The 20,125-nt window shown below is 45.5% G+C and carries 18 protein-coding genes, 1 tRNA gene and 1 other annotated feature; of the genes, 17 read left to right on the top strand and 2 right to left on the bottom strand.

Features of this window, described 5'->3' with window-relative positions; translation table 11 throughout:
• Positions 1–20: 20 nt before the first annotated feature.
• From ispF to HNP82_RS12280, 7 genes are all read left to right on the top strand, one after another.
• On the top strand, positions 21–488 hold the full coding sequence (gene ispF, locus HNP82_RS12310) for a 2-C-methyl-D-erythritol 2,4-cyclodiphosphate synthase (protein WP_183775218.1): 468 nt from the start codon (positions 21–23) through the stop codon (positions 486–488).
• A 106-nt stretch (positions 489–594) separates the two neighbouring features.
• Positions 595–819 (top strand) — a binding site (T-box leader).
• 133 nt (positions 820–952) lie between these two features.
• Complete coding sequence (gene epsC, locus HNP82_RS12305) at positions 953–1,693, top strand: serine O-acetyltransferase EpsC (protein WP_183775216.1); 741 nt, start codon at positions 953–955, stop codon at positions 1,691–1,693.
• A complete protein-coding gene (gene cysS, locus HNP82_RS12300; RefSeq protein ID WP_183775214.1) occupies positions 1,690–3,090 on the top strand; it encodes a cysteine--tRNA ligase in 1,401 nt (466 codons plus the stop codon). Before epsC ends, cysS begins: the two co-directional genes overlap by 4 nt.
• A gap of 77 nt (positions 3,091–3,167) precedes the next feature.
• Positions 3,168–3,596 carry a Mini-ribonuclease 3 gene (locus HNP82_RS12295; protein ID WP_183775268.1) on the top strand — a complete coding sequence of 143 codons (429 nt, stop codon included), beginning with the start codon at positions 3,168–3,170 and terminating at the stop codon, positions 3,594–3,596.
• Positions 3,593–4,333, top strand: a complete 741-nt coding sequence (gene rlmB / locus HNP82_RS12290; RefSeq protein WP_183775213.1) for a 23S rRNA (guanosine(2251)-2'-O)-methyltransferase RlmB — start codon at positions 3,593–3,595, stop codon at positions 4,331–4,333. The genes HNP82_RS12295 and rlmB overlap by 4 nt, the downstream gene beginning before the upstream one ends.
• Positions 4,334–4,363: 30 nt before the next feature.
• On the top strand, positions 4,364–4,969 hold the full coding sequence (gene sigH, locus HNP82_RS12285; RefSeq protein ID WP_183775212.1) for an RNA polymerase sporulation sigma factor SigH: 606 nt from the start codon (positions 4,364–4,366) through the stop codon (positions 4,967–4,969).
• A 59-nt stretch (positions 4,970–5,028) separates the two neighbouring features.
• Positions 5,029–5,649, top strand: a complete 621-nt coding sequence (locus HNP82_RS12280) for a DedA family protein (protein WP_183775211.1) — start codon at positions 5,029–5,031, stop codon at positions 5,647–5,649.
• A gap of 5 nt (positions 5,650–5,654) precedes the next feature.
• Here HNP82_RS12280 and HNP82_RS12275 read toward each other — a convergent pair whose 3' ends face one another.
• Positions 5,655–6,821 (bottom strand): ComEC/Rec2 family competence protein, encoded by a 1,167-nt coding sequence (locus tag HNP82_RS12275; RefSeq protein WP_243164756.1) that lies wholly within the window; start codon positions 6,819–6,821, stop codon positions 5,655–5,657.
• Positions 6,822–7,027: 206 nt separating this feature from the next.
• Positions 7,028–7,100, bottom strand: a tRNA-Thr gene (locus HNP82_RS12270).
• 188 nt (positions 7,101–7,288) lie between these two features.
• Here HNP82_RS12270 and HNP82_RS12265 point away from each other — a divergent pair.
• From HNP82_RS12265 to HNP82_RS12220, 10 genes are all read left to right on the top strand, one after another.
• The gene (locus tag HNP82_RS12265; RefSeq protein ID WP_183775210.1) at positions 7,289–8,956 is read left to right on the top strand and encodes a glutamine--tRNA ligase/YqeY domain fusion protein; all 1,668 of its coding nucleotides are present in this window, start codon (positions 7,289–7,291) and stop codon (positions 8,954–8,956) included.
• A gap of 223 nt (positions 8,957–9,179) precedes the next feature.
• Positions 9,180–9,464: a co-chaperone GroES gene (locus HNP82_RS12260; RefSeq protein ID WP_183775209.1), complete on the top strand. Its 285-nt coding sequence runs from the start codon at positions 9,180–9,182 to the stop codon at positions 9,462–9,464.
• A 65-nt stretch (positions 9,465–9,529) separates the two neighbouring features.
• On the top strand, positions 9,530–11,152 hold the full coding sequence (groL, locus tag HNP82_RS12255) for a chaperonin GroEL (RefSeq protein WP_183775208.1): 1,623 nt from the start codon (positions 9,530–9,532) through the stop codon (positions 11,150–11,152).
• Positions 11,153–11,481: 329 nt separating this feature from the next.
• Complete coding sequence (locus HNP82_RS12250) at positions 11,482–12,009, top strand: hypothetical protein (protein ID WP_183775205.1); 528 nt, start codon at positions 11,482–11,484, stop codon at positions 12,007–12,009.
• 289 nt (positions 12,010–12,298) lie between these two features.
• Complete coding sequence (gene guaB, locus HNP82_RS12245; protein WP_183775203.1) at positions 12,299–13,753, top strand: IMP dehydrogenase; 1,455 nt, start codon at positions 12,299–12,301, stop codon at positions 13,751–13,753.
• An 81-nt stretch (positions 13,754–13,834) separates the two neighbouring features.
• On the top strand, positions 13,835–14,497 hold the full coding sequence (locus tag HNP82_RS12240; RefSeq protein ID WP_183775201.1) for a peptidoglycan recognition protein family protein: 663 nt from the start codon (positions 13,835–13,837) through the stop codon (positions 14,495–14,497).
• A gap of 183 nt (positions 14,498–14,680) precedes the next feature.
• A complete protein-coding gene (locus tag HNP82_RS12235; protein ID WP_243164755.1) occupies positions 14,681–17,608 on the top strand; it encodes an insulinase family protein in 2,928 nt (975 codons plus the stop codon).
• 56 nt (positions 17,609–17,664) lie between these two features.
• Positions 17,665–18,573: a GTPase Era gene (gene era, locus HNP82_RS12230; RefSeq protein WP_183775199.1), complete on the top strand. Its 909-nt coding sequence runs from the start codon at positions 17,665–17,667 to the stop codon at positions 18,571–18,573.
• Positions 18,574–18,578: 5 nt separating this feature from the next.
• Positions 18,579–19,319 carry a DNA repair protein RecO gene (gene recO / locus HNP82_RS12225; protein WP_183775197.1) on the top strand — a complete coding sequence of 247 codons (741 nt, stop codon included), beginning with the start codon at positions 18,579–18,581 and terminating at the stop codon, positions 19,317–19,319.
• Between the two features lie 135 nt (positions 19,320–19,454).
• Entirely contained in the window at positions 19,455–20,072 is a 618-nt protein-coding gene (locus HNP82_RS12220) for a hypothetical protein (RefSeq protein WP_183775195.1), read from the top strand.
• The last annotated feature ends 53 nt before the right edge of the window (positions 20,073–20,125 follow it).

Below are 20,125 nucleotides of genomic sequence, written 5' to 3'. Positions count from 1 at the left end.
AATACATAGGAGGTTGAAAAATGCGAATAGGTATGGGTTACGATGTCCACAAATTAGTAGAAGGCAGGAAACTGATCATTGGCGGTGTGGACATCCCTTATGAGAAAGGGCTTCTAGGCCATTCTGACGCGGATGTGCTTCTGCACGCTATTATGGATGCGCTGCTTGGGGCTGCCGGACTGGATGATATCGGGAAACACTTCCCGGATACAGATGAGCGCTACCGGGGAGTGTCAAGTTTGAAGCTTTTGGCCAACGTGGGGCATCTGCTGAAAGAAAATGGTTTTGAAATCGGAAATATTGATGCTACTGTTATCGCTCAGAGGCCGAAAATGCGCCCCTATATTGATACGATGCGTCAGAACGTTGCCCGCGTTCTGGAAATTTCTGTGGAGGATATTAATATAAAAGCGACCACAGAAGAAGGTCTTGGATTTACCGGGGAAGAACTGGGAATTTCTGCCCAGGCTATCTGCCTGCTGAAGTAATTTTTTAGGACAGGGCGGTTATAAAATTTAAAAACTATTGACAAATTTCGGATTTTTGAATATGCTATATGAAACGTCAGTCAGTAAAATACTGGCATATATGTGAAAAAAGGCAAAGATTGGGAAGTTATTAAAGTGCTTGTATCAGAGAGAGGCCGCCGTGGGCTGAAAGCGGCTTTTACAATAGGCTTTAAGAAGTGCGCCCAGGAGCCTGCCGGAGGAAAGATGAGTATTCCGGCACGTTGCACGCGTTAAGTGAGTCTGTTTATCAGCGCAAAGGGGGAGGATATCCTCCCATTAGAGTGGAACCGTGGTAGCCGCCGCCTCTATTTTATAGAGGCGGTGTTTTTCATTTCACAGAAAACTGTGTTCCTGTGAAATGAAAAACGCTCCGCTTTAATCGCGCTGCAGCAGAGAGGAAGCGGCTGAGGCAGAAGGATGAATTTAAAAGGAGGTGTCCGGCGATGCTTCATTTTATAAAATATGTAAAAGAAGAAATTCGAATTATACGGGAGAGGGATCCAGCAATAAAGTCAAGTATGGAAGTTTTTCTATATCCAAGTTTTAAGGCGATTATGCATTACCGGCTTGCCCATAAGCTTTATTTAAAAGGACATTTTTTCTGGGCAAGGTGGATATCTCAAAGAACTGCCCGCAAAACCGGGATTGAGATCCATCCGGGAGCGGTGATCGGTAAGGGACTGTTTATTGACCATGGCCACGGAGTGGTTATTGGAGAGACGGCGGTGATCGGAGATAATGTGACGCTGTATCAGGGTGTTACCCTGGGCGGTACCGGGAAGGAGAGCGGCAAGCGCCATCCCACTATCGGCAATAATGTGATGATCAGCGCCGGGGCGAAAGTTCTCGGATCTTTTAAAATCGGGGATAATTCCAAGATCGGTGCGGGCAGCGTTGTCCTCAAAGAAGTTCCTCCAAATTCAACTGTTGTTGGTATTCCGGGGCGGGTTGTGCGCCGCCAAAGCACAATGGCACCCCAGGTGGAACTGAATCAGACGGATCTTCCAGATCCAGTATCCGGGGATCTCCATACGGTGACCGAGGAAAACCGAAGGCTCCATCTCCAGTTGACATTGCTGTGTAAACATTGCCAGCAAATGCATGAAAATGAATATGAAGCGGTATTTAATGAAATCTACGGACTGGATAAGCCGGCCAAAGAAAGCAAGGAGGAAATATCATGAAAATTTATAATACGCTGACACGAAAAAAGGAAGAATTTGTCCCCCTGGAAGAGGGCCATGTGCGTATGTATGTGTGCGGCCCTACGGTGTACAATTATATTCATATAGGAAACGCCCGTCCAATGATCGTTTTTGATACGGTGAGGCGCTATCTGGAGCATAAAGGATATGATGTCAATTATGTCTCTAACTTTACAGATGTGGATGACAAGATTATAAAAAAGGCAAATGAAGAAGGTGTGGACGCTTCTGTGATTTCTCAACGTTTTATAAGAGAAGCTCAAAAAGATATGGAAAGCCTTAACGTTAAGGAAGCGACCCATCATCCCCGCGCCACTGAGGAGATTGGCGGGATGATCGACATGATCCAGACACTTATTGAGAAAGATCATGCCTATGCGGTAGATGGAACCGTATACTTCAGGACAAGATCCTTTAAAGATTACGGAAAGCTTTCTAAAAAGAATATTGATGATCTTGAGGCCGGACACAGAGATATTAAAGTCACCGGTGAGGCAGGCAAAGAAGATCCTCTGGATTTTGTCCTTTGGAAGCCTAAAAAAGAGGGGGAACCGTCTTGGCCGTCACCATGGGGAGACGGCCGTCCCGGATGGCATATTGAATGCTCGGTGATGGCTAAAAAATATCTGGGAGAACAGATTGATATTCACGCCGGCGGCGAGGATCTCATTTTCCCTCACCATGAAAATGAGATCGCTCAGAGCGAGGCGTGCAATGAGAAAGAATTTGCCCATTATTGGATGCATAACGGCTTTTTAAATATTGATAATGTGAAAATGTCCAAGTCTCTTGGCAATTTTTTCACTGTCCGTGAGATTGGCGAAAAATATGATCTTCAGGTGCTGCGGTTTTTTATGCTCAGCGCGCATTACCGGAGTCCTTTAAATTTTAGTGCGGATTTAATGGCTGCGGCGAAAAACGGACTTGATCGCATTTTAACCGCTGTGGATCGTCTGAGATCTATAGAGGGAGAAGACCACCCTATGGATGAAAATGAGCAGGAGCAGATTAAAGCTCTTGAGGCTCTCTGTCAGAAATTTGACCGGGCCATGGATGACGATTTTAACACAGCGGACGCGGTTTCTGCTGTCTTTGAAATGGTTCGTCTGGCAAATGTTCAGGCTACATCCCAGTCATCTGCGAAATTCGTCAGCACTGTGTTAAAAGCTATTGTAGAATATAGTGATATCCTGGGAATTATCACAGAACGCGAAGAAGAAATGCTGGACGAGGATATTGAGGCGCTGATCGCAGAGCGGCAAAGCGCGAGAAAGGCTAAAAATTTTGCAAGAGCTGATGAAATCCGGCAAATGCTGTTGGAAAAAGGCATTATCCTGGAAGATACACGGGAAGGTGTTAAATGGAAGAGAGCGTAATCATGGAGTCATTGGAAGAAAATATGATCACGGAATCTGAAAAAAATATTTGTGAAAAAAAAGCGGATGAGAAACCGATGATGGCGCTGGATGAACATTTCAGAGCTATGTTTGGCCTGAAAGTGCCTGATGTCCGGGCTTTTTCGCCGCTGACTCTGGCTTATCTGGGCGACGCGGTGTTTGAGATTATTGTCCGCACCATTGTTGTGGAACATTCAAACGCGCCAGTCAACAAGCTCCATAAACGTTCTAGCGCGCTGGTTAAGGCTTCTTCCCAGGCTGAAATGGTCAAAGTGCTGGAGCCTCTCCTGACTCAGGAAGAAGAGGCTGTGTATAAGCGGGGCCGCAATGCAAAATCTTATACTATGGCAAAAAACGCGACAATGACCGATTACCGCATGGCTACGGGATTTGAGGCGCTTTTGGGGTATTTATATTTAAAGCAAGACCTGAACCGTATTATTGAACTGGTACACTATGGTCTGAATGAAAGGATTCAGTTATGAGATACGAAGAATCGAAAATCGAGGGCCGCAATCCTGTGGTTGAGGCTTTGCGGTCGGGAAAAACAATTGACAAACTTTTTGTCCTGGAAGGATGTCAGGACGGACCTATAAACACAATCTTGCGGGAAGCCAGGAAAAAAGACACAGTGGTCCATTTTGTGTCCAAAGAGCGGCTGGATCAGCTTTCCTTGACCAAACATCATCAGGGCGTTATTGCCATCTGCGCCGCTTATCAGTATGTCCAGGTGGAAGATATCCTACAAAATGCCCGGAAAAAGGGGGAAGATCCTTTTATTATTCTTTTGGACGGTATCGAAGACCCTCATAACCTGGGGGCAATTTTAAGAACGGCTAATCTAGCAGGAGCCCACGGGCTCATTATTCCAAAAAACCGGGCAGTAGGGCTGACTCCAACAGTGGCCAAAGTTTCTGCAGGAGCCATAAATTATACGCCGGTGGCCAGGGTGACCAATATGGCGGCGGTTATTGAACAGTTGAAAAAGGAAAATCTCTGGTTTGTCTGCGCGGATATGGGCGGGGAGTTAATGTACCGCCTGAATCTGAAAGGCCCCATAGGTCTTGTGATCGGCAATGAGGGCAGCGGCGTCAGCCGGATTGTTAAAGAAAAATGCGATTTTATCGCGTCAATCCCAATGAAGGGGGATATCGACTCACTGAACGCCTCTGTGGCCGCCGGTGTTTTGGCTTATGAGATTGTCCGTCAGAGGCTGGGGTGAATCGTGTGACACCGAGAACAGGAGATATATATGGAAAACCGGTTTGATCAAATGACCGATGAACAGATCTGCCAGTGCATCCAGGAGGGTGAGAAGGCGGGGATTGATTATCTTTTGAATAAATATAAGAGTATGGTGAAAAAAAAGGCGCGTCAGCTTTATCTTATTGGCGGTGAGAGCGATGATCTTATACAGGAAGGGATGATCGGGCTGATGAAAGCCATCTGGGATTATAAGCCGCAGGAGACGGTCTCCTTTGGGGCTTTTGCCCAGATTTGTGTCAGCCGTCAGATTTATTCCGCTGTCCGGGCGGCTCAGCGAAAGAAGCATCAGCCTCTAAATTCTTATGTTTCTCTCTATGAGCCGGCGGAAGACGGAGAGAATGCCCCGGTGCTTATGGACACACTGTCGGAGGAAGGGGCCGGGCCGGAGGACTCCTTTTTTATTAAAGAAAACCGGGAGCAGGCATGGCAGCGGTTACTGGATGTTCTCAGTCCCTTTGAAAAAAAGGTTTTGGATCTGTTTATGGAAGGACAAAGTTACGGTCAGATTGCCATGGTACTGAATAAAAATGAAAAATCTGTGGATAACGCGATCCAGAGGATCAAGAAAAAGGCCCAGCATATCAGTGATTGACCGGTATACTTCTCCCGGAGATTCATATACATAGTATAAAGAATCTCCGGGAGTTTTTTATGGAAGATATGATCATGGCCATAGCGGAGCAATGGGGATATGTGGGTATCGCAGTGCTGATCGCCCTGGAAAATATATTTCCTCCCATCCCCTCAGAGGTGATCCTCACCTTCGGAGGCTTTTTGACAACATTTACAAAACTAAACATATGGGGCGTGATACTTGCGGCGACAACGGGCTCAGTGGCCGGGGCGCTGGTACTCTACTTTGCGGGATGGCTTCTCGGCCGGGAACGGTTGCTGAAATTTCTGGATGGCCGAGCGGGTCGCCTGCTGCATTTTAAAAAAGAAGATGTGGAACTGACACTGGAATGGTTTTCAAAAAAGGGGAAGGCTGCGGTGTTTTTCTGCAGATGTATACCTATTCTCAGGAGTTTGATCTCAATCCCCGCTGGGATGTCCGGCATGGCCATGGGGCCGTTCATGGTCATGACTACTGCTGGTACGCTTGTGTGGAATATTGTCCTGGTTCACATGGGAGCTTTTGCCGGAGCCTCCTGGGAAATAATAACGAAATGGATGGATACATATAAAAACTGGACGATCCTTGTTCTAGCGGCGCTGCTGTCGGTGGCAGCAGCGGTAATCTTCCGCCGGGTAAAAAAGAGGAAAAAGAGCTAGATATCCTATTCCGGGGGATGGCACCTCTGACAGGGCGTGTATCCCCGGCTTTTAGCTTCGTCAAGGGATATGACGGTATCTGAATTTTCAAGGGAACTGCACCCTTCTCTGTGGTACCTGCTGCCGCTTTGGGTGATGTGAACCTGAATATCTTCCTCTGTCTCTGCTGCGGATTCGTCAGTGCCTTCCCCGGATTGGGCGGCATAGATGCCGGTTTCTTCTGTATCCCACAGGAATGAGGAACTGTCCGCTGAGGCGTCCATCCCAGATTGCGCTGGATCACTTTCGGCGGAGAAGCTCAGATGAGTACCATCGCTGTAAGCAATGACTGTTCCCATAAGATCTGTGCGGAAAATGTCAGCGCCGGCGGTCTCCAGCCTATCCAGAGTGACCTGGCAGGGATGACCATAATCGTTGTCCTGGCCGACGCTGATCACCGCATAATCTGGAGATACAGCGGACAGGAAAGCGTCGGATGTGGATGTATCACTGCCGTGATGGGCCACTTTTAAAACGTCAGCGTCAATGGCCAGCCCGGATGCCAGTATATCTTCCTCTGCCTCTACCTCTGCATCGCCGGTAAAGAGGAAACTTGTATCCCCGCAGGTCAGGAGAAGGACAACTGACCAGTTGTTAAGGTCATCCCCATAATCTTTCGCCGGGCCAAGCACTGTAAAACGGGCATCCCCCAGGGGATAAGTGTCGCCAATTACCGGCTCCGTCAGTGAGAGATCTTTCTCCATGACGGCATCCAGAACATCCTCAAAAGTCTTTGTGGTGTGTTCCTTAGGCGGCATCATGACCCGGTCTGTGTCAACAGCAAGGATTATGTCATCAAGGCCGCCGATATGGTCTTCGTGGGGATGGGTGCCAATGACCCAGTCCAGATGGGTGATCTGCTGTGCCTTCAGGTAGTTGAGAACCTCAGCGCCGCTCTCGTTAGTACCGGCATCAATAAGCATGGTCTGTCCGCCGGACTCTATGAGAATACTGTCGCCCTGTCCCACGTCGATAAAATGGACAATAGTCTCCGGGTTTGTGTCAACAGAGGATTGAGGGGAAGTCTCCGGTCTGCTCCCGGCGGAAAGACCGGCGGAAGGGGCACACCCGGACAGGAGGAGACAGAGGATAAAAACGTAGGGGAGTTTCATTTTCAATAATCTGTGGATCATAAGCATAACCTGCCTTTTTTATGATGTAATTAATAATAACAAACATATGTTCGTCTGTCAAGACAAAAAGAAAAAAGGGCTGTAGCTTAATACATAAAAGGAAATCAAGTGCGCGAACTTTGATACCCTGAGATTCAGAAAAAAAGAAAGACTCCAGAAAACCCAGTAAAATTAAGGATTTCAGGAGTCTATCAAAAAAGAAAAAAAGCTGCCTAGGGGACTTGAACCCCCGACCTCCGCCTTACCAAGGCGACGCTCTACCGACTGAGCCAAGGCAGCGTGCTGTTCGATTCAGCTTTATTAGAATACTACATTTTCCATCAGGTGTCAACAACAAAATGAAAAAAATATATACTTCGCCCTTGCCCTGTTCAGACAGCTATGCTATCATAATAAACATCATGCCACCCATTGGGTGGCGGCAGTATTTATGAGAGCCAAAAATAACAGGGAGGAATCATAACAATATGGAAAATGAAGTTGTTTCTAAAAATTTTATTGAACAAATTATAGATAAGGATCTTGAAGAAGGCGTTTACACTCAGGTATGTACCCGTTTTCCCCCGGAACCTAACGGATACCTTCATATCGGACATGCCAAGTCTATTCTGCTGAACTATGGCCTGGCAAAGAAGTACGGCGGCAGATTTCATCTGAGATTTGATGATACTAACCCGATGAAAGAAAAGAGCGAGTTTGTGGAATCTATCATTGAGGATGTGAAATGGCTGGGAGCTGTCTATGACGGCGAGGTTTTGTTTGCCTCCAACTATTTTGACCAGATGTATGAGGCGGCAGTCAAACTGATCAAAAAAGGAAAAGCCTATGTATGTGATTTAAGCGCTGAAGAAATCCGCCAGTATCGGGGAACTTTGACCGAACCTGGAAAGAACAGTCCTTACAGGGACCGCTCTGTTGAGGAAAATCTGGATCTTTTTGAACGGATGAAAAACGGTGAATTTGAGGATGGAAGCCGTGTACTCCGGGCAAAAATTGATATGTCTTCACCCAACATTAATATGAGGGATCCGGTCATCTACCGTGTGGCCCATATGACTCATCACAATACCGGGGATAAGTGGTGCATTTACCCGATGTATGATTTTGCCCATCCCATTGAGGATGCCATTGAAGGCGTCACTCACTCTATTTGTACACTGGAGTTTGAGGATCATCGTCCCCTCTATGACTGGGTTGTCCGGGAGCTGGAGTATCCGCATCCGCCAAAACAGATTGAATTTGCCAAGCTCTATCTCCAGAATGTGATCACCGGAAAAAGATATATCAAAAAGCTGGTAGAGGAAAATATTGTTGACGGGTGGGATGATCCCCGCCTTGTATCCATCGCCGCCCTGCGCCGCCGTGGATTTACACCGGAATCCATACAGATGTTCATGGATCTGGTTGGCGTGTCCAAAAGCCAGTCCAGCGTGGATTACGCCATGCTTGAGTACTGTATCCGCGAGGATCTTAAATTAAAGTGCAGCCGTGTTATGGCCGTCTTAGATCCTGTCAAACTGATTATTGATAATTATCCTGAAGGCCAGGTGGAATATATGGATGTGGTGAATAATCAGGAAAACGAGGCCCTGGGTACACGGAAGGTGCCTTTCTGCCGGGAACTTTATATTGAACGTGAGGACTTTATGGAGGAGCCGCCAAAAAAATATTTCCGCCTCTATCCGGGCAATGAGGTTCGCCTTATGAACGGGTATTTTGTGACATGCACAGATTATAAGAAGGATGAAAATGGCCGGGTAACGGAGATCCACTGTACCTATGACCCACAGACCCGCAGCGGCAGCGGATTTACCGGAAGAAAAGTGAAGGGAACGATCCACTGGGTGGCTGCGCCCTACGCGGTGCGGGCTACAGTTCGCCTGTACGAAAATCTGGTAGATGAGGAGAAAGGTGTTTATAACAAAGAGGACGGTTCTTTAAATCTCAATCCTGACTCACTGACAGTGTTGGATAACTGCTATGTGGAACCAGATCTTGCCAACGCTTTGGCCGGAGACAGCTTTCAGTTTGTCCGCCAGGGATATTTTTGCGTGGACGTTAAAGATTCAACGCCTTTAGCTCCGGTGTTTAACCGGATCGTATCTTTAAAGAGTTCTTATAAGCCGGGAAAATAAAGTAGCGGTCTGTAAGCTTTTTTATAATAAAAAATGAAAAATAAAGAAAAACAGAGTATTTATGAGGAAAACAGAGCATTGTTGTAAAAATCGGGTGATATTGCAATCTGTATATGCTTGCATAAAAACCGTAAAAAACATATTATAAATACATCGGTTAGCACTCGATTTGAGTGAGTGCTAATAAAGAAGAAGCTGAAATCTTTTAAGGAGGAATTTAGATATGAAATTAGTGCCATTAGGAGACAGAGTTGTATTAAAACAGTTAGTTGCAGAAGAGACTACAAAGTCCGGAATCATCCTGACTGGTCAGGCTAAGGAAAAACCACAGGAAGCGGAAGTTATCGCTGTTGGACCGGGTGGAATGGTTGATGGCAAGGAAGTTGTTATGCAGGTAACCGTTGGTTCTAAAGTTATCTATTCCAAATATGCGGGAACAGAAGTTAAACTGGACGGTGAGGAATATATCATTGTTAAACAGAGCGACATTCTCGCTGTTGTAGAATAATATTCAATCCCAGATTGAACAAAAAAGACATTAAGTGATCATTTCAATATCAGGAGGAATCAATCATGGCAAAACAGATCAAATATGGTGCAGAAGCAAGAAAAGCACTGGAAAATGGTGTAAATCAGTTAGCAGATACAGTCAGAGTAACCCTTGGACCTAAGGGAAGAAACGTTGTCCTTGACAAATCCTATGGCGCTCCGCTGATCACCAACGATGGTGTGACTATCGCTAAAGAGATCGAACTGGATGATGCTTTTGAGAACATGGGCGCTCAGATTGTTAAGGAAGTTGCCACAAAGACTAACGATGTTGCCGGTGACGGTACAACAACAGCAACTGTACTTGCTCAGGCAATGATCAATGAAGGTATGAAAAACCTTGCTGCCGGCGCAAACCCGATCATTTTAAGAAGAGGTATGCAGAAAGCTACTGACGCTGCCGTTGACGCGATCGCAAAGATGGCTCAGAAAGTTACAGGTAAAGGTCAGATCACAAGAGTTGCCGCTATTTCCGCAGGAGATGATTCTGTAGGCGAGATGGTGGCAGATGCTATGGAAAAAGTGACAAACGACGGCGTTATCACTATCGAAGAATCCAAGACAATGAAGACAGAGCTGGATCTTGTAGAAGGTATGCAGTTTGATAGAGGTTATTTGTCCGCTTACATGTGTACAGATATGGAAAAGATGGAAGCAAACCTTGACAATCCATACATCCTGATTACAGACAAGAAGATCAGCAATATTCAGGAGATCCTGCCGCTGCTTGAGCAGATCGTTCAGATGGGCGCTAAACTGCTGATTATCGCTGAAGATGTTGAGGGCGAAGCTCTGGCAACTTTAGTTGTTAACAAATTAAGAGGTACATTCTCCGTAGTTGCTGTTAAAGCTCCGGGCTATGGTGACAGAAGAAAAGACATGCTTCAGGATATTGCTATCCTGACAGGCGGCCAGGTAATCTCTGAAGAACTTGGCTATGAGTTAAAAGACGCTACTATCAATATGCTGGGCCGCGCTAAATCCGTTAAAGTACAGAAAGAAAACACAATCATTGTTGACGGTATGGGCGATGCTGATGCCATCAAAGATAGAGTTGCTCAGATTAAGAATCAGGCTGAAGAGACAACATCTGATTTCGATAAAGAAAAACTTCTTGAAAGACTTGCAAAACTCTCCGGAGGCGTTGCTGTGATCCGTGTGGGTGCTGCAACAGAGACTGAGATGAAAGAGAGAAAGCTCCGTATGGAAGACGCTCTGGCAGCTACAAGAGCAGCCGTAGAAGAAGGCGTTATCTGCGGCGGTGGCTCCGCATATATTCATGCGGCTAAGGAAGTTGCTAAATTGGCAGACACACTTACCGGCGATGAGAAGACAGGCGCTAATGTAGTTCTTAAAGCTCTTGAAGCTCCTCTGTTCCACATTGCCGCTAATGCCGGCCTTGAAGGCGCAGTTATCATTAACAAAGTTAAAGAAAGTGAAGTTGGCGTAGGCTACGACGCTCTCAATGAAACATATGTTAATATGCTTGACGCTGGTATCATTGACCCTGCTAAAGTTACAAGAAGCGCTCTCCAAAACGCTACAAGTGTCGCTTCAACCCTTCTTACAACAGAATCTGTTGTTGCTGACATTAAGACTGAGACACCTGCCGCTGCTGTTCCTCAGGGCGGAATGGGAATGATGTAATTGGGTTCCCGCTGAGATTTAAGACTTGCTTGTGAGTCTTACTCAATCTATAAAATTTTGTGAAGTTAAAAACCGCGTTGCGGTTCCTTTCCGGAACTGTAACGCGGTTTTTTATAGAAAACGCAGTGTCCTATGGCACAAAAGCTTTGCATAGCCAGCACTGGGGCAGAGTGGAAATCACCACATCCATGAAGCTTGGCTGTGACTGAGAATATTCATAATTTTGGGCTTTATCTTCGGGGAAAAATACAGTATAATAGACAAAGAAGATGCTGTCCGGGTGGCCTATATGTCTGTGCCGGGCAGACAATACTATTGGAGGAATGACTATGATAAGTTCATCAGGAGATATATTCTCCGAAGTTATCGTCCGCAGAAAAATTACGCCGGCCAATATTGTTGTTCGTGTGATCTGCGGGATTATTGTTTTTTTTCTGGCAGCCCTTTTTGTCCTGGGATTTTTTGCAGCCCTTCCAGGTCTGTTTATTTTCGCTGTCATTATTGTTGTGATCATTTATTTTATTATTCGTTTTCAGAAAGTTGAGTATGAATATATATTCACATCTGGGGATCTGGATTTTGACCAGTTGTCCGGCGATTTCAGACGGAAGAGAAAGTTAAGCGTAACTTTTGAATCACTGGAAGTGCTGGCGCCGGAAGGTTCCCACTGGCTGGATGGATACGGCGGCGACGGCGGGAAAACCTATGATTTTTCCTCCAGGGATAAGTCTAAGAAGAGATATGTCTATGTAGGTTCCGGAAATAATGGCCGTATCAAAGTGATTTTTGAACCGTCGGAGAAGATGCTTCAGAATATGTATAATTATTCGCCCAGCAAGGTGAAAATTGAGGGCTGACAGTAATCTTTGCCTGGGATATTATGTAACAGTTCTATCCATTTATTTCTAACGCCTGAATGGTTGCAGATATATTAATACTGCTGATAGAATCATAAGTTTTTTTAAGCTGTATTAATAAAACTCTTTAGAATTAATAATGACCGTATAGGTTGACTTTTTTGAAATCCTTTGTTAAACTTGAAACACTAAATTGCTACATTATTCGACAACTTATTATTCCTGTAATAAGTTGTCGAATTATATATGGAACAATTTTATTTATTCAAAAGAAAGAGAGGAAGAAATCGTGGGTAAGATTATCGGTGAAGGCATTACATTTGATGACGTTCTTTTAGTTCCGGCGTATTCTGAAGTTATTCCAAATCAGGTGGATATTACCACATATCTGACAAACAGCATTAAACTGAATGTGCCATTAATGAGTGCGGGTATGGATACTGTTACAGAACATCGTATGGCTATCGCTATGGCAAGACAGGGCGGTATTGGTATTATCCATAAAAATATGTCCATACAGGCGCAGGCTGATGAGGTGGATAAGGTAAAACGTTCAGAATATGGTGTTATAACAGATCCTTTTTATCTGTCTCCGGAGAATACTCTGGCTGATGCTAATGAGCTGATGGCGAAATTCCGTATTTCCGGCGTACCCATCACAGAGGGAAGAAAGCTGGTTGGTATTCTTACAAACCGCGATTTAAAATTTGAAGAAGATTACTCTAAAAAGATCCGCGAGTGTATGACTTCTGAAAATCTCGTTACAGCAAAAGAGGGCGTAACTTTGGAGGAAGCCAAGCATATCCTTGGAAAAGCCCGCGTAGAAAAGCTTCCTATTGTGGATGACGATTTTAATCTGAAGGGACTTATCACCATCAAAGATATTGAGAAAACCATTAAGTATCCACTTTCCGCAAAAGACTCTCAGGGACGTCTGCTCTGCGGCGCCGGCGTTGGGGTGACGGCGGACATTCTTGACCGTGTGGAAGCTCTTGTTAAGGCAAAAGTGGACGTAATCGTTATTGATACAGCCCATGGCCATTCTGCCAACGTACTCCGTGTAGTGCGCATGGTGAAAGATGCCTATCCGGATCTTCAGGTGATCGCGGGAAATGTGGCTACAGCCGGAGGAACAAAAGCGCTGATCGAGGCCGGTGTTGATGCTGTAAAAGTTGGCATTGGGCCTGGATCTATCTGCACAACACGTGTAGTGGCAGGTATCGGCGTTCCTCAGATTTCAGCGATCATGGACGCATATTCTGTGGCCAAAGAGTACAATATTCCTATTATCGCCGATGGCGGTATTAAGTACTCCGGCGATGTTACAAAGGCTATCGCCGCAGGCGCCAATGTGTGTATGATGGGCAGCATGTTCGCCGGATGTGATGAAAGTCCGGGAAGTTTCGAGCTTTATCAGGGAAGAAAATATAAAGTATATCGTGGTATGGGTTCCATCGCGGCTATGGAAAATGGCAGTAAAGACCGCTATTTCCAAACTGACGCGAAGAAGCTTGTGCCAGAGGGTGTTGAAGGCCGTGTGGCTTACAAAGGTCTTGTAGAGGACACAGTATTCCAGTTGATCGGCGGCCTGAGAGCAGGTATGGGTTACTGCGGAGCCAGAACTGTGGAAGAGTTAAAGGAAAACGGATGCTTTATCAAGATTTCCGCGGCTTCTTTAAAAGAGAGCCATCCGCACGATATTCAGATTACAAAAGAAGCACCAAACTATAGTGTGGATCATTAATATTCAGAAAAGTTACCCTCAGTGGGCAGGTACTGTGCGTATCTGCCTGCTGGGGGTACGTCAGTTAAGGATAAGTGGGGTATGAACAAAAGAAGAAAAACAGGCGGGATTTCAAGGCTTTACTGGGCTTTGGTGATCCTGCTTGTTATTATTATTGTAATTTTAGCAATCTTGCTGGTGGTGGAGAAAAATAAAAGGCCGGGGAGAGCTTCTGTCTACAACGTGGAAAATGTGGAGCAGTACCGTCCGGAAATTGATGTGGAACTTTTGACGCCAAATATGTACTCCCGCCCGGAAACCCCGGTGGGCACTATTACAGGGATTGTGATCCATTATGTGGCAAATCCGGGAACGTCGGCCATAGATAACCGGAATTATTTTGAAGGGCTCAAAGACAGCCATGAAACTTATGCCAGCAGCCACTTTATTGTGGGACTTGAAGGGGAGATCGTTCAGTGTATTCCTACATCGGAAGTAGCCTATGCCTCCAATGAGCGAAACAGCGACACGGTATCTATAGAGGTGTGCCATCCCGATGAGACAGGAAAATTTAAGGATGTCACTTATGATTCCCTGGTTGAGCTGACGGGGTGGCTCTGTGAATATCTCCATGTTCCGGTAGAAAATGTGATCCGACATTACGATGTGACGGGAAAATTGTGCCCCTTATACTATGTGGAGCATGAGGACGCGTGGGTGCAGTTTAAAGATGATGTCTACCAGTGGGTGGAGCGTCATCAATAAACCCTCCGGGGGATGCGCACGATTTTTGCAAGGAAAGATCTGCGCTTTGCGCAGCAAAAATCGGCGCAGGAAACGTCATAATAAAAATTATTATGACGTTTCCTATAAAAAAACACCCTGACAGTTGATGGCAAAGATAATATAAGGTATGATAGAAGCGAAGAAAAATAAAAAAGGAGAAGCATGATGACTACAGATTTTAAGAATATTCATTCAGCGTATACGCTGGTTTCATCCGAATATATTGACGAAGTAAAGTCCCAGGCTGCGATGTTCAAACATAATAAAACAGGTGCCTGTGTAGCCGTTTTATCCAATGAAGATAAAAATAAAGTTTTTGACATTATTTTCCGGACAACGCCTAAGGACAGTACAGGGGTGGCCCATATTCTTGAGCATTCTGTGCTGTGCGGATCAAAGCATTTCCCGGTAAAAGATCCATTTGTGGAGTTGGTCAAAGGTTCCCTAAACACTTTCCTAAATGCTATGACTTACCCTGATAAGACTATGTATCCGGTGGCAAGCTGCAATGATAAAGATTTTCAGAATTTAATGCATGTTTATCTGGACAGCGTTTTTTATCCGGATATCTACAGACATAAGGAAATCTTTTTACAGGAAGGCTGGCACTATGCCCTTGAGGACGCGGATAAAGAACTGACATATAATGGTGTTGTTTATAATGAAATGAAAGGCGCTTTCTCATCGCCGGAACAGGTGTTGGAAAGACGTATATTGTCCTCCCTTTTCCCGGATACCACTTATGGGCAGGAGTCCGGGGGAGATCCGGATCATATTCCCGATCTGACTTATGAGGATTTTCTGGACTTCCACAGAAAATACTACCATCCATCCAATAGCTATATTTATCTCTACGGCGATTTTGACGTATATGAGAAGCTGGATTTTATTGATAAAGAATACCTGAGTCATTTTGATTACCTGGATGTGGATTCCCAGATCCAGATGGAAAAGCCTTTCGGCGCCATGAAGGAGGAGACCGGGGTATACTCTATAGGCAGCGGGGAGGACGAGGAGGATAATACTTATCTGGCATACAGCGTTGTTTTAAAAGACAGCCTTGATCCCATGATGTATGTGGCTTTTCAGGTATTGGACTACGCCCTCATGAGCTGTCCGGGCGCGCCCCTGAAAAAGGCGCTCATTGAGAGTGGCATTGCTAAGGACGTTTACTGCAGCTATGAACGCTCCATCCGTCAGCCATTTTTATCAATTATAGCAAAAAACAGCAATGCGGAAGATAAGGACCGTTTTCTTGGGATCATCCGTGAGACCCTTTCAAAGATCGTCTCCGATGGAATTAATAAAAATTCTCTGAAGGCTGCCCTCAACACAATGGAATTTAAGTTCAGGGAGGCGGATTACGGATGGGTTCCCGGCGGTCTTATGTACGGGATCTTAATGATGGATAGCTGGCTTTATGACAAAGATCAGCCCTTCATTCACTTGAAGTGTTTTAAAACCTTCAATGATTTGAGAAAACAGATTGATACAGGATATTTTGAAAACCTTATTTCTACATGGCTTTTAGATAATCCCCATGCGTCCCTTGTCATCTTAAAGCCGGAAAAAGGTCTTTCTGCAGCTTCTGAGCAGGCTTTGAAAGAAAAGCTGGCGGAAAAAAAGGCGGCAATGACTCCGGAAGAGATCCGGGAAGTAGTGGATGCCACCCATCATCTGGCAGAGTATCAGGAGACGCCGTCCTCCCAGGAAGCGCTGAAAACCATTCCTATGCTGTCCCTTGAGGATATTGACAAAAATCCCATTCCCCTGGTCAACAAAGAGCAGACGATCGGTGGATTTCCCGGTCTGTACCACGATTATGAGACAAAAGGGATCGGTTATCTGAGACTCCTTTTTGACATGGATGGACTTCCTGTCCGGCTGATTCCCTACGCCGGCCTTTTGTCAAGCGTCCTTGGCAATATTGACACGGAGCATTATGAGTATCAGGATTTGAACAATGAGATCCGCATGTATACCGGCGGAATCTATACAGGGGCAACCCTTTATGCCGGGAAAACATGGGACAGTTATAATCCGAGATTTGAGATCAGCGGACGGGCCCTGACAGATCAGATGGGAAAAATGGGCGGACTGATCAGGGAGATTTTGTTTCATTCTAGACTGGATGACAAGAAACGTATTAAAGAGATTATTGATGAGAATGTCTCACGGCTCCAGATGGCGCTCAATTCTTCAGGACACGCGGTGGCAGTAAGCCGGGCAACTTCCTATTTCTCTGAGGCCGGGGCCTACAAAGAACTGCTGAGCGGCGTAGACTATTACAGGTTTTTAAAGAAGCTGGCATCAGATTTTAACGAGGTGGCGGATGATATCGTGTCCGGTCTGAGGGAGACGGCAGATTTTCTTTTCCGACGTGACAACATTATGGTTGATTTTACCGGACGGCCGCCTTACATTGAGACCGCTGCGCTGGCATTAGAAGGTTTTGAGGATGAGCTGACCGGGAAAGCGGCCGTAAAAGAAGATTTTAAATGGACGCCCGGATCGAAAAATGAAGGTTTTGTTACCCCCGGAACCGTACAGTATGATGTTATGGCCGGAAATTTTGTCCAGAGCGGCTTTAAATATCATGGAGGACTTAATGTCCTCAAAGTGATCATGGAATATGAGTATTTATGGATTAATTTGAGAGTTAAAGGAGGCGCTTACGGCTGCATGAGCAGCTTCGGACGTAATGGAAACGCTTATTTTGCCTCATACAGAGATCCGAATCTGGAAAAGACATTGGATATTTACAGGAAGTGCGCCGATTATCTGAGAAATTTTGAGGCCAGCGACAGAGACATGTTAAAATATATTATCGGCGCGATCAGCGCGGCGGACACGCCTCTAAATCCATACTCAGCGGCGGCAAGATCTCTGGGGGCTTATTTTTCCGGACTTACCGGTGAAGATCTGCAAAAGACCCGGAATGAGATCCTCTCCGCTAATGTGGAAACTATCCGCGGATTTGCCGGCCTGGTTGAGAATTTTGTGTCCCAGGAAAATATCTGCGTTGTAGGAAGCGAGGCTTCCATTGAAAAGAACAGAGAACTGTTTAAAACCGTAGAAACATTGTTGTAATTTGGGGTCACAGTTTAGCCACCAGGGCAGAATTGTGACAGTTTCAGGGAGGAATTATGGAAAATCATTTTAAATCCGGTTTCGCCACATTGATCGGCAGACCCAATGTTGGAAAATCCACGTTGATGAACCGTCTGATCGGCCAGAAGATCGCTATCACATCCAGCAAGCCGCAGACGACAAGAAACCGTATACAGACAGTCTACACCTGCGATGAGGGACAGATTATTTTTGTGGATACGCCGGGAATCCACAAAGCGAAAAATAAGCTTGGGGAATATATGGTCACAGTGGCAGAACGGACATTATCTGAGGTGGATGTGATTTTGTGGCTGGTGGAACCGACCACGTTTATCGGCGCCGGTGAGCGGCACATTGCTCAGCAGCTTGATAAAGTGAAAACGCCGGTGATTCTTGTGATCAACAAAATTGACACTGTAAAAAAAGAAGAAATCCTGAAATTTATAGATACTTACAAAGATATCTGTGATTTTGCCGAAATTATTCCTTGCTCGGCTCTTAAAGGGGAAAATACTGCCGAGATTCTTAAAGTTATTATGAAATATTTGCCGGAAGGCCCCCAGTTTTTCGATGCGGATACAATCACCGACCAGCCGGAGCGCCAGATCGTGGCAGAATTGATCCGTGAGAAGGCGCTGCGCCTGCTGGATGAGGAAATTCCCCATGGTATCGCCGTTGTCATTGAGCGGATGAAAGAGCGGGGCGGCAAAAAGCCCATCGTTGATATTGACGCCACCATTATATGTGAGAGGGATTCCCACAAAGGGATCATTATTGGAAAAAATGGCAGTATGCTTAAAAGGATCGGTTCTCTGGCCCGGGAGGAAATTGAAAATCTTCTGGACAGCCATGTCAACCTTCAGCTTTGGGTAAAAGTAAAAAAGGACTGGAGGGACAGTGACTTCCTTATAAAAAATTTCGGCTATAATAAGAAAGAGATTTGATATGGATGACAGAACAGATTAAGCTGACAGGCATGGTCATTTCCGCCATGCCTGTGGGGGAATATGATAAGCGTCTGGTTCTCCTTACAACTCATAGAGGAAAGATTACAGCTTTTTCCAGAGGATCACGGCGTCCCAAAAGTTCAATGCTGGCAGCCACAGAACCCTTTGTCTTCGGAGAATTTTTGCTGATACCGGGAAGGGATGCCTATACCCTTGTGGGCGCCAATGTCTCTAACTACTTTATGGAACTCAGGGAGAATCTGGAAGCGGCCTGCTACGGATTTTATTTTCTTGAGCTGGCCAGCTATTTTGCCAGGGAGAATATGGATGGGACGCCCCTTTTGAAACTTTTATATCAAACATTGCGTATATTGTGTAAGAAGATCATTGACTTTAAACTGGTGCGCCGGATCTATGAATTAAAGGTTATGGTGGCGGAGGGAGAATACCCTCAGTGTTTTTCCTGCTGTATGTGCGGCAGCAGTGAGAAACTTACGGCCTTTAGTTTTTCCCGATCCGGCGTTGCCTGCGAAAACTGTTTTCAACACAATCATGGATTAAAAAAGCTTCATCCCTCCACCATCTATACACTGCAGTATATAGTATCCTCCCCTGTGGAAAAATTATATACTTTTACAGTGAATGATGAGGTGCAAAGGGATCTGGAACAGGTGATGGATCACTATATGCGTCTTCATATTGACAGGAAGATAAAGTCTCTGGAAATGCTGGAAATGCTGTGAATTTTCCGCAGACCGGCAGGCTCCGAGGGGACTGTCCCGGAATTTCTTTAAAAGTGGTATAAATTTCAAGAAATAGGTTGAAAATTAAAGGGAGAAACGCTACAATAATAAAAGCCTGTGAGGAGGACAATGTGTATGATTAATGGCTCAAAAATCATTTTGTCGGTGCTGGGGGCAATGTGTGTTTTCACCATTGCCGGATGTAAAAATAAAATAGACATTTCCGCCTATTCTGAAAATACACTGGCATTAAATTCTGACGGCAGTGTGACAGAGCTGAGTGTGGAGGACTTTGAAGAGTCCTATTATTCTCAGTCAGATCTGGAAGAGTATATCCGTCAGGAAGTGGATATCTATAATTCTCAGCAGGCATCAGATCTTTTGGAAGGGGAAGAAGCTGAAGCAGTTATCACCGTTGACCAGGTTCAAGTGGCTGACGGGAGGGCGAGAGTTGTCTTAACCTATGAAGATCTGGAAGATTATGCGGCCTTTAACTATGCCCAGATCCAGACAGAGGACGGAACTGCTCTGACGGAGGAAAACGCACAGAGGGACTTTGTCAATGTGAAGGATGAAAGCAAAGTAAGCCTCTCTTCCATTGAAAACCTGGAAGATTACAGGGCGGTGACGGTCTATGGTCCAATAACGATTGTGGTGCCAGGAAAGATCGCTTATGTGAGCAGTAATATAACGTCCTGGGACGGTGCATCCGCCAGTTGCCCTGACGGCTCGTCTGTTATTTTATATCGTTAATAATTCCGCGGCGCCTTAGCGGCGGATTACATACAAAGTAACAGTTTATCCCG

Source organism: Catenibacillus scindens, from assembly GCF_014202115.1.
Taxonomy (GTDB): domain Bacteria; phylum Bacillota; class Clostridia; order Lachnospirales; family Lachnospiraceae; genus Catenibacillus; species Catenibacillus scindens.
The sequence above is the reverse complement of the archived record's forward strand: the minus strand, read 5'-3'. Positions and strand labels throughout refer to the sequence as shown.

Excerpts from the sequence above, each read along its gene's own strand:
- ispF (WP_183775218.1), top strand. The coding sequence starts at position 21 with ATGCGAATAGGTATGGGTTACGATGTCCACAAATTAGTAGAAGGCAGG.
- epsC (WP_183775216.1), top strand. The coding sequence starts at position 953 with ATGCTTCATTTTATAAAATATGTAAAAGAAGAAATTCGAATTATACGG.
- cysS (WP_183775214.1), top strand. The coding sequence starts at position 1,690 with ATGAAAATTTATAATACGCTGACACGAAAAAAGGAAGAATTTGTCCCC.
- HNP82_RS12295 (WP_183775268.1), top strand. The coding sequence starts at position 3,168 with ATGATGGCGCTGGATGAACATTTCAGAGCTATGTTTGGCCTGAAAGTG.
- rlmB (WP_183775213.1), top strand. The coding sequence starts at position 3,593 with ATGAGATACGAAGAATCGAAAATCGAGGGCCGCAATCCTGTGGTTGAG.
- sigH (WP_183775212.1), top strand. The coding sequence starts at position 4,364 with ATGGAAAACCGGTTTGATCAAATGACCGATGAACAGATCTGCCAGTGC.
- HNP82_RS12280 (WP_183775211.1), top strand. The coding sequence starts at position 5,029 with ATGGAAGATATGATCATGGCCATAGCGGAGCAATGGGGATATGTGGGT.
- HNP82_RS12275 (WP_243164756.1), bottom strand. The coding sequence starts at position 6,821 with ATGATCCACAGATTATTGAAAATGAAACTCCCCTACGTTTTTATCCTC.
- HNP82_RS12265 (WP_183775210.1), top strand. The coding sequence starts at position 7,289 with ATGGAAAATGAAGTTGTTTCTAAAAATTTTATTGAACAAATTATAGAT.
- HNP82_RS12260 (WP_183775209.1), top strand. The coding sequence starts at position 9,180 with ATGAAATTAGTGCCATTAGGAGACAGAGTTGTATTAAAACAGTTAGTT.
- groL (WP_183775208.1), top strand. The coding sequence starts at position 9,530 with ATGGCAAAACAGATCAAATATGGTGCAGAAGCAAGAAAAGCACTGGAA.
- HNP82_RS12250 (WP_183775205.1), top strand. The coding sequence starts at position 11,482 with ATGATAAGTTCATCAGGAGATATATTCTCCGAAGTTATCGTCCGCAGA.
- HNP82_RS12240 (WP_183775201.1), top strand. The coding sequence starts at position 13,835 with ATGAACAAAAGAAGAAAAACAGGCGGGATTTCAAGGCTTTACTGGGCT.
- HNP82_RS12235 (WP_243164755.1), top strand. The coding sequence starts at position 14,681 with ATGATGACTACAGATTTTAAGAATATTCATTCAGCGTATACGCTGGTT.
- era (WP_183775199.1), top strand. The coding sequence starts at position 17,665 with ATGGAAAATCATTTTAAATCCGGTTTCGCCACATTGATCGGCAGACCC.
- recO (WP_183775197.1), top strand. The coding sequence starts at position 18,579 with ATGACAGAACAGATTAAGCTGACAGGCATGGTCATTTCCGCCATGCCT.
- HNP82_RS12220 (WP_183775195.1), top strand. The coding sequence starts at position 19,455 with ATGATTAATGGCTCAAAAATCATTTTGTCGGTGCTGGGGGCAATGTGT.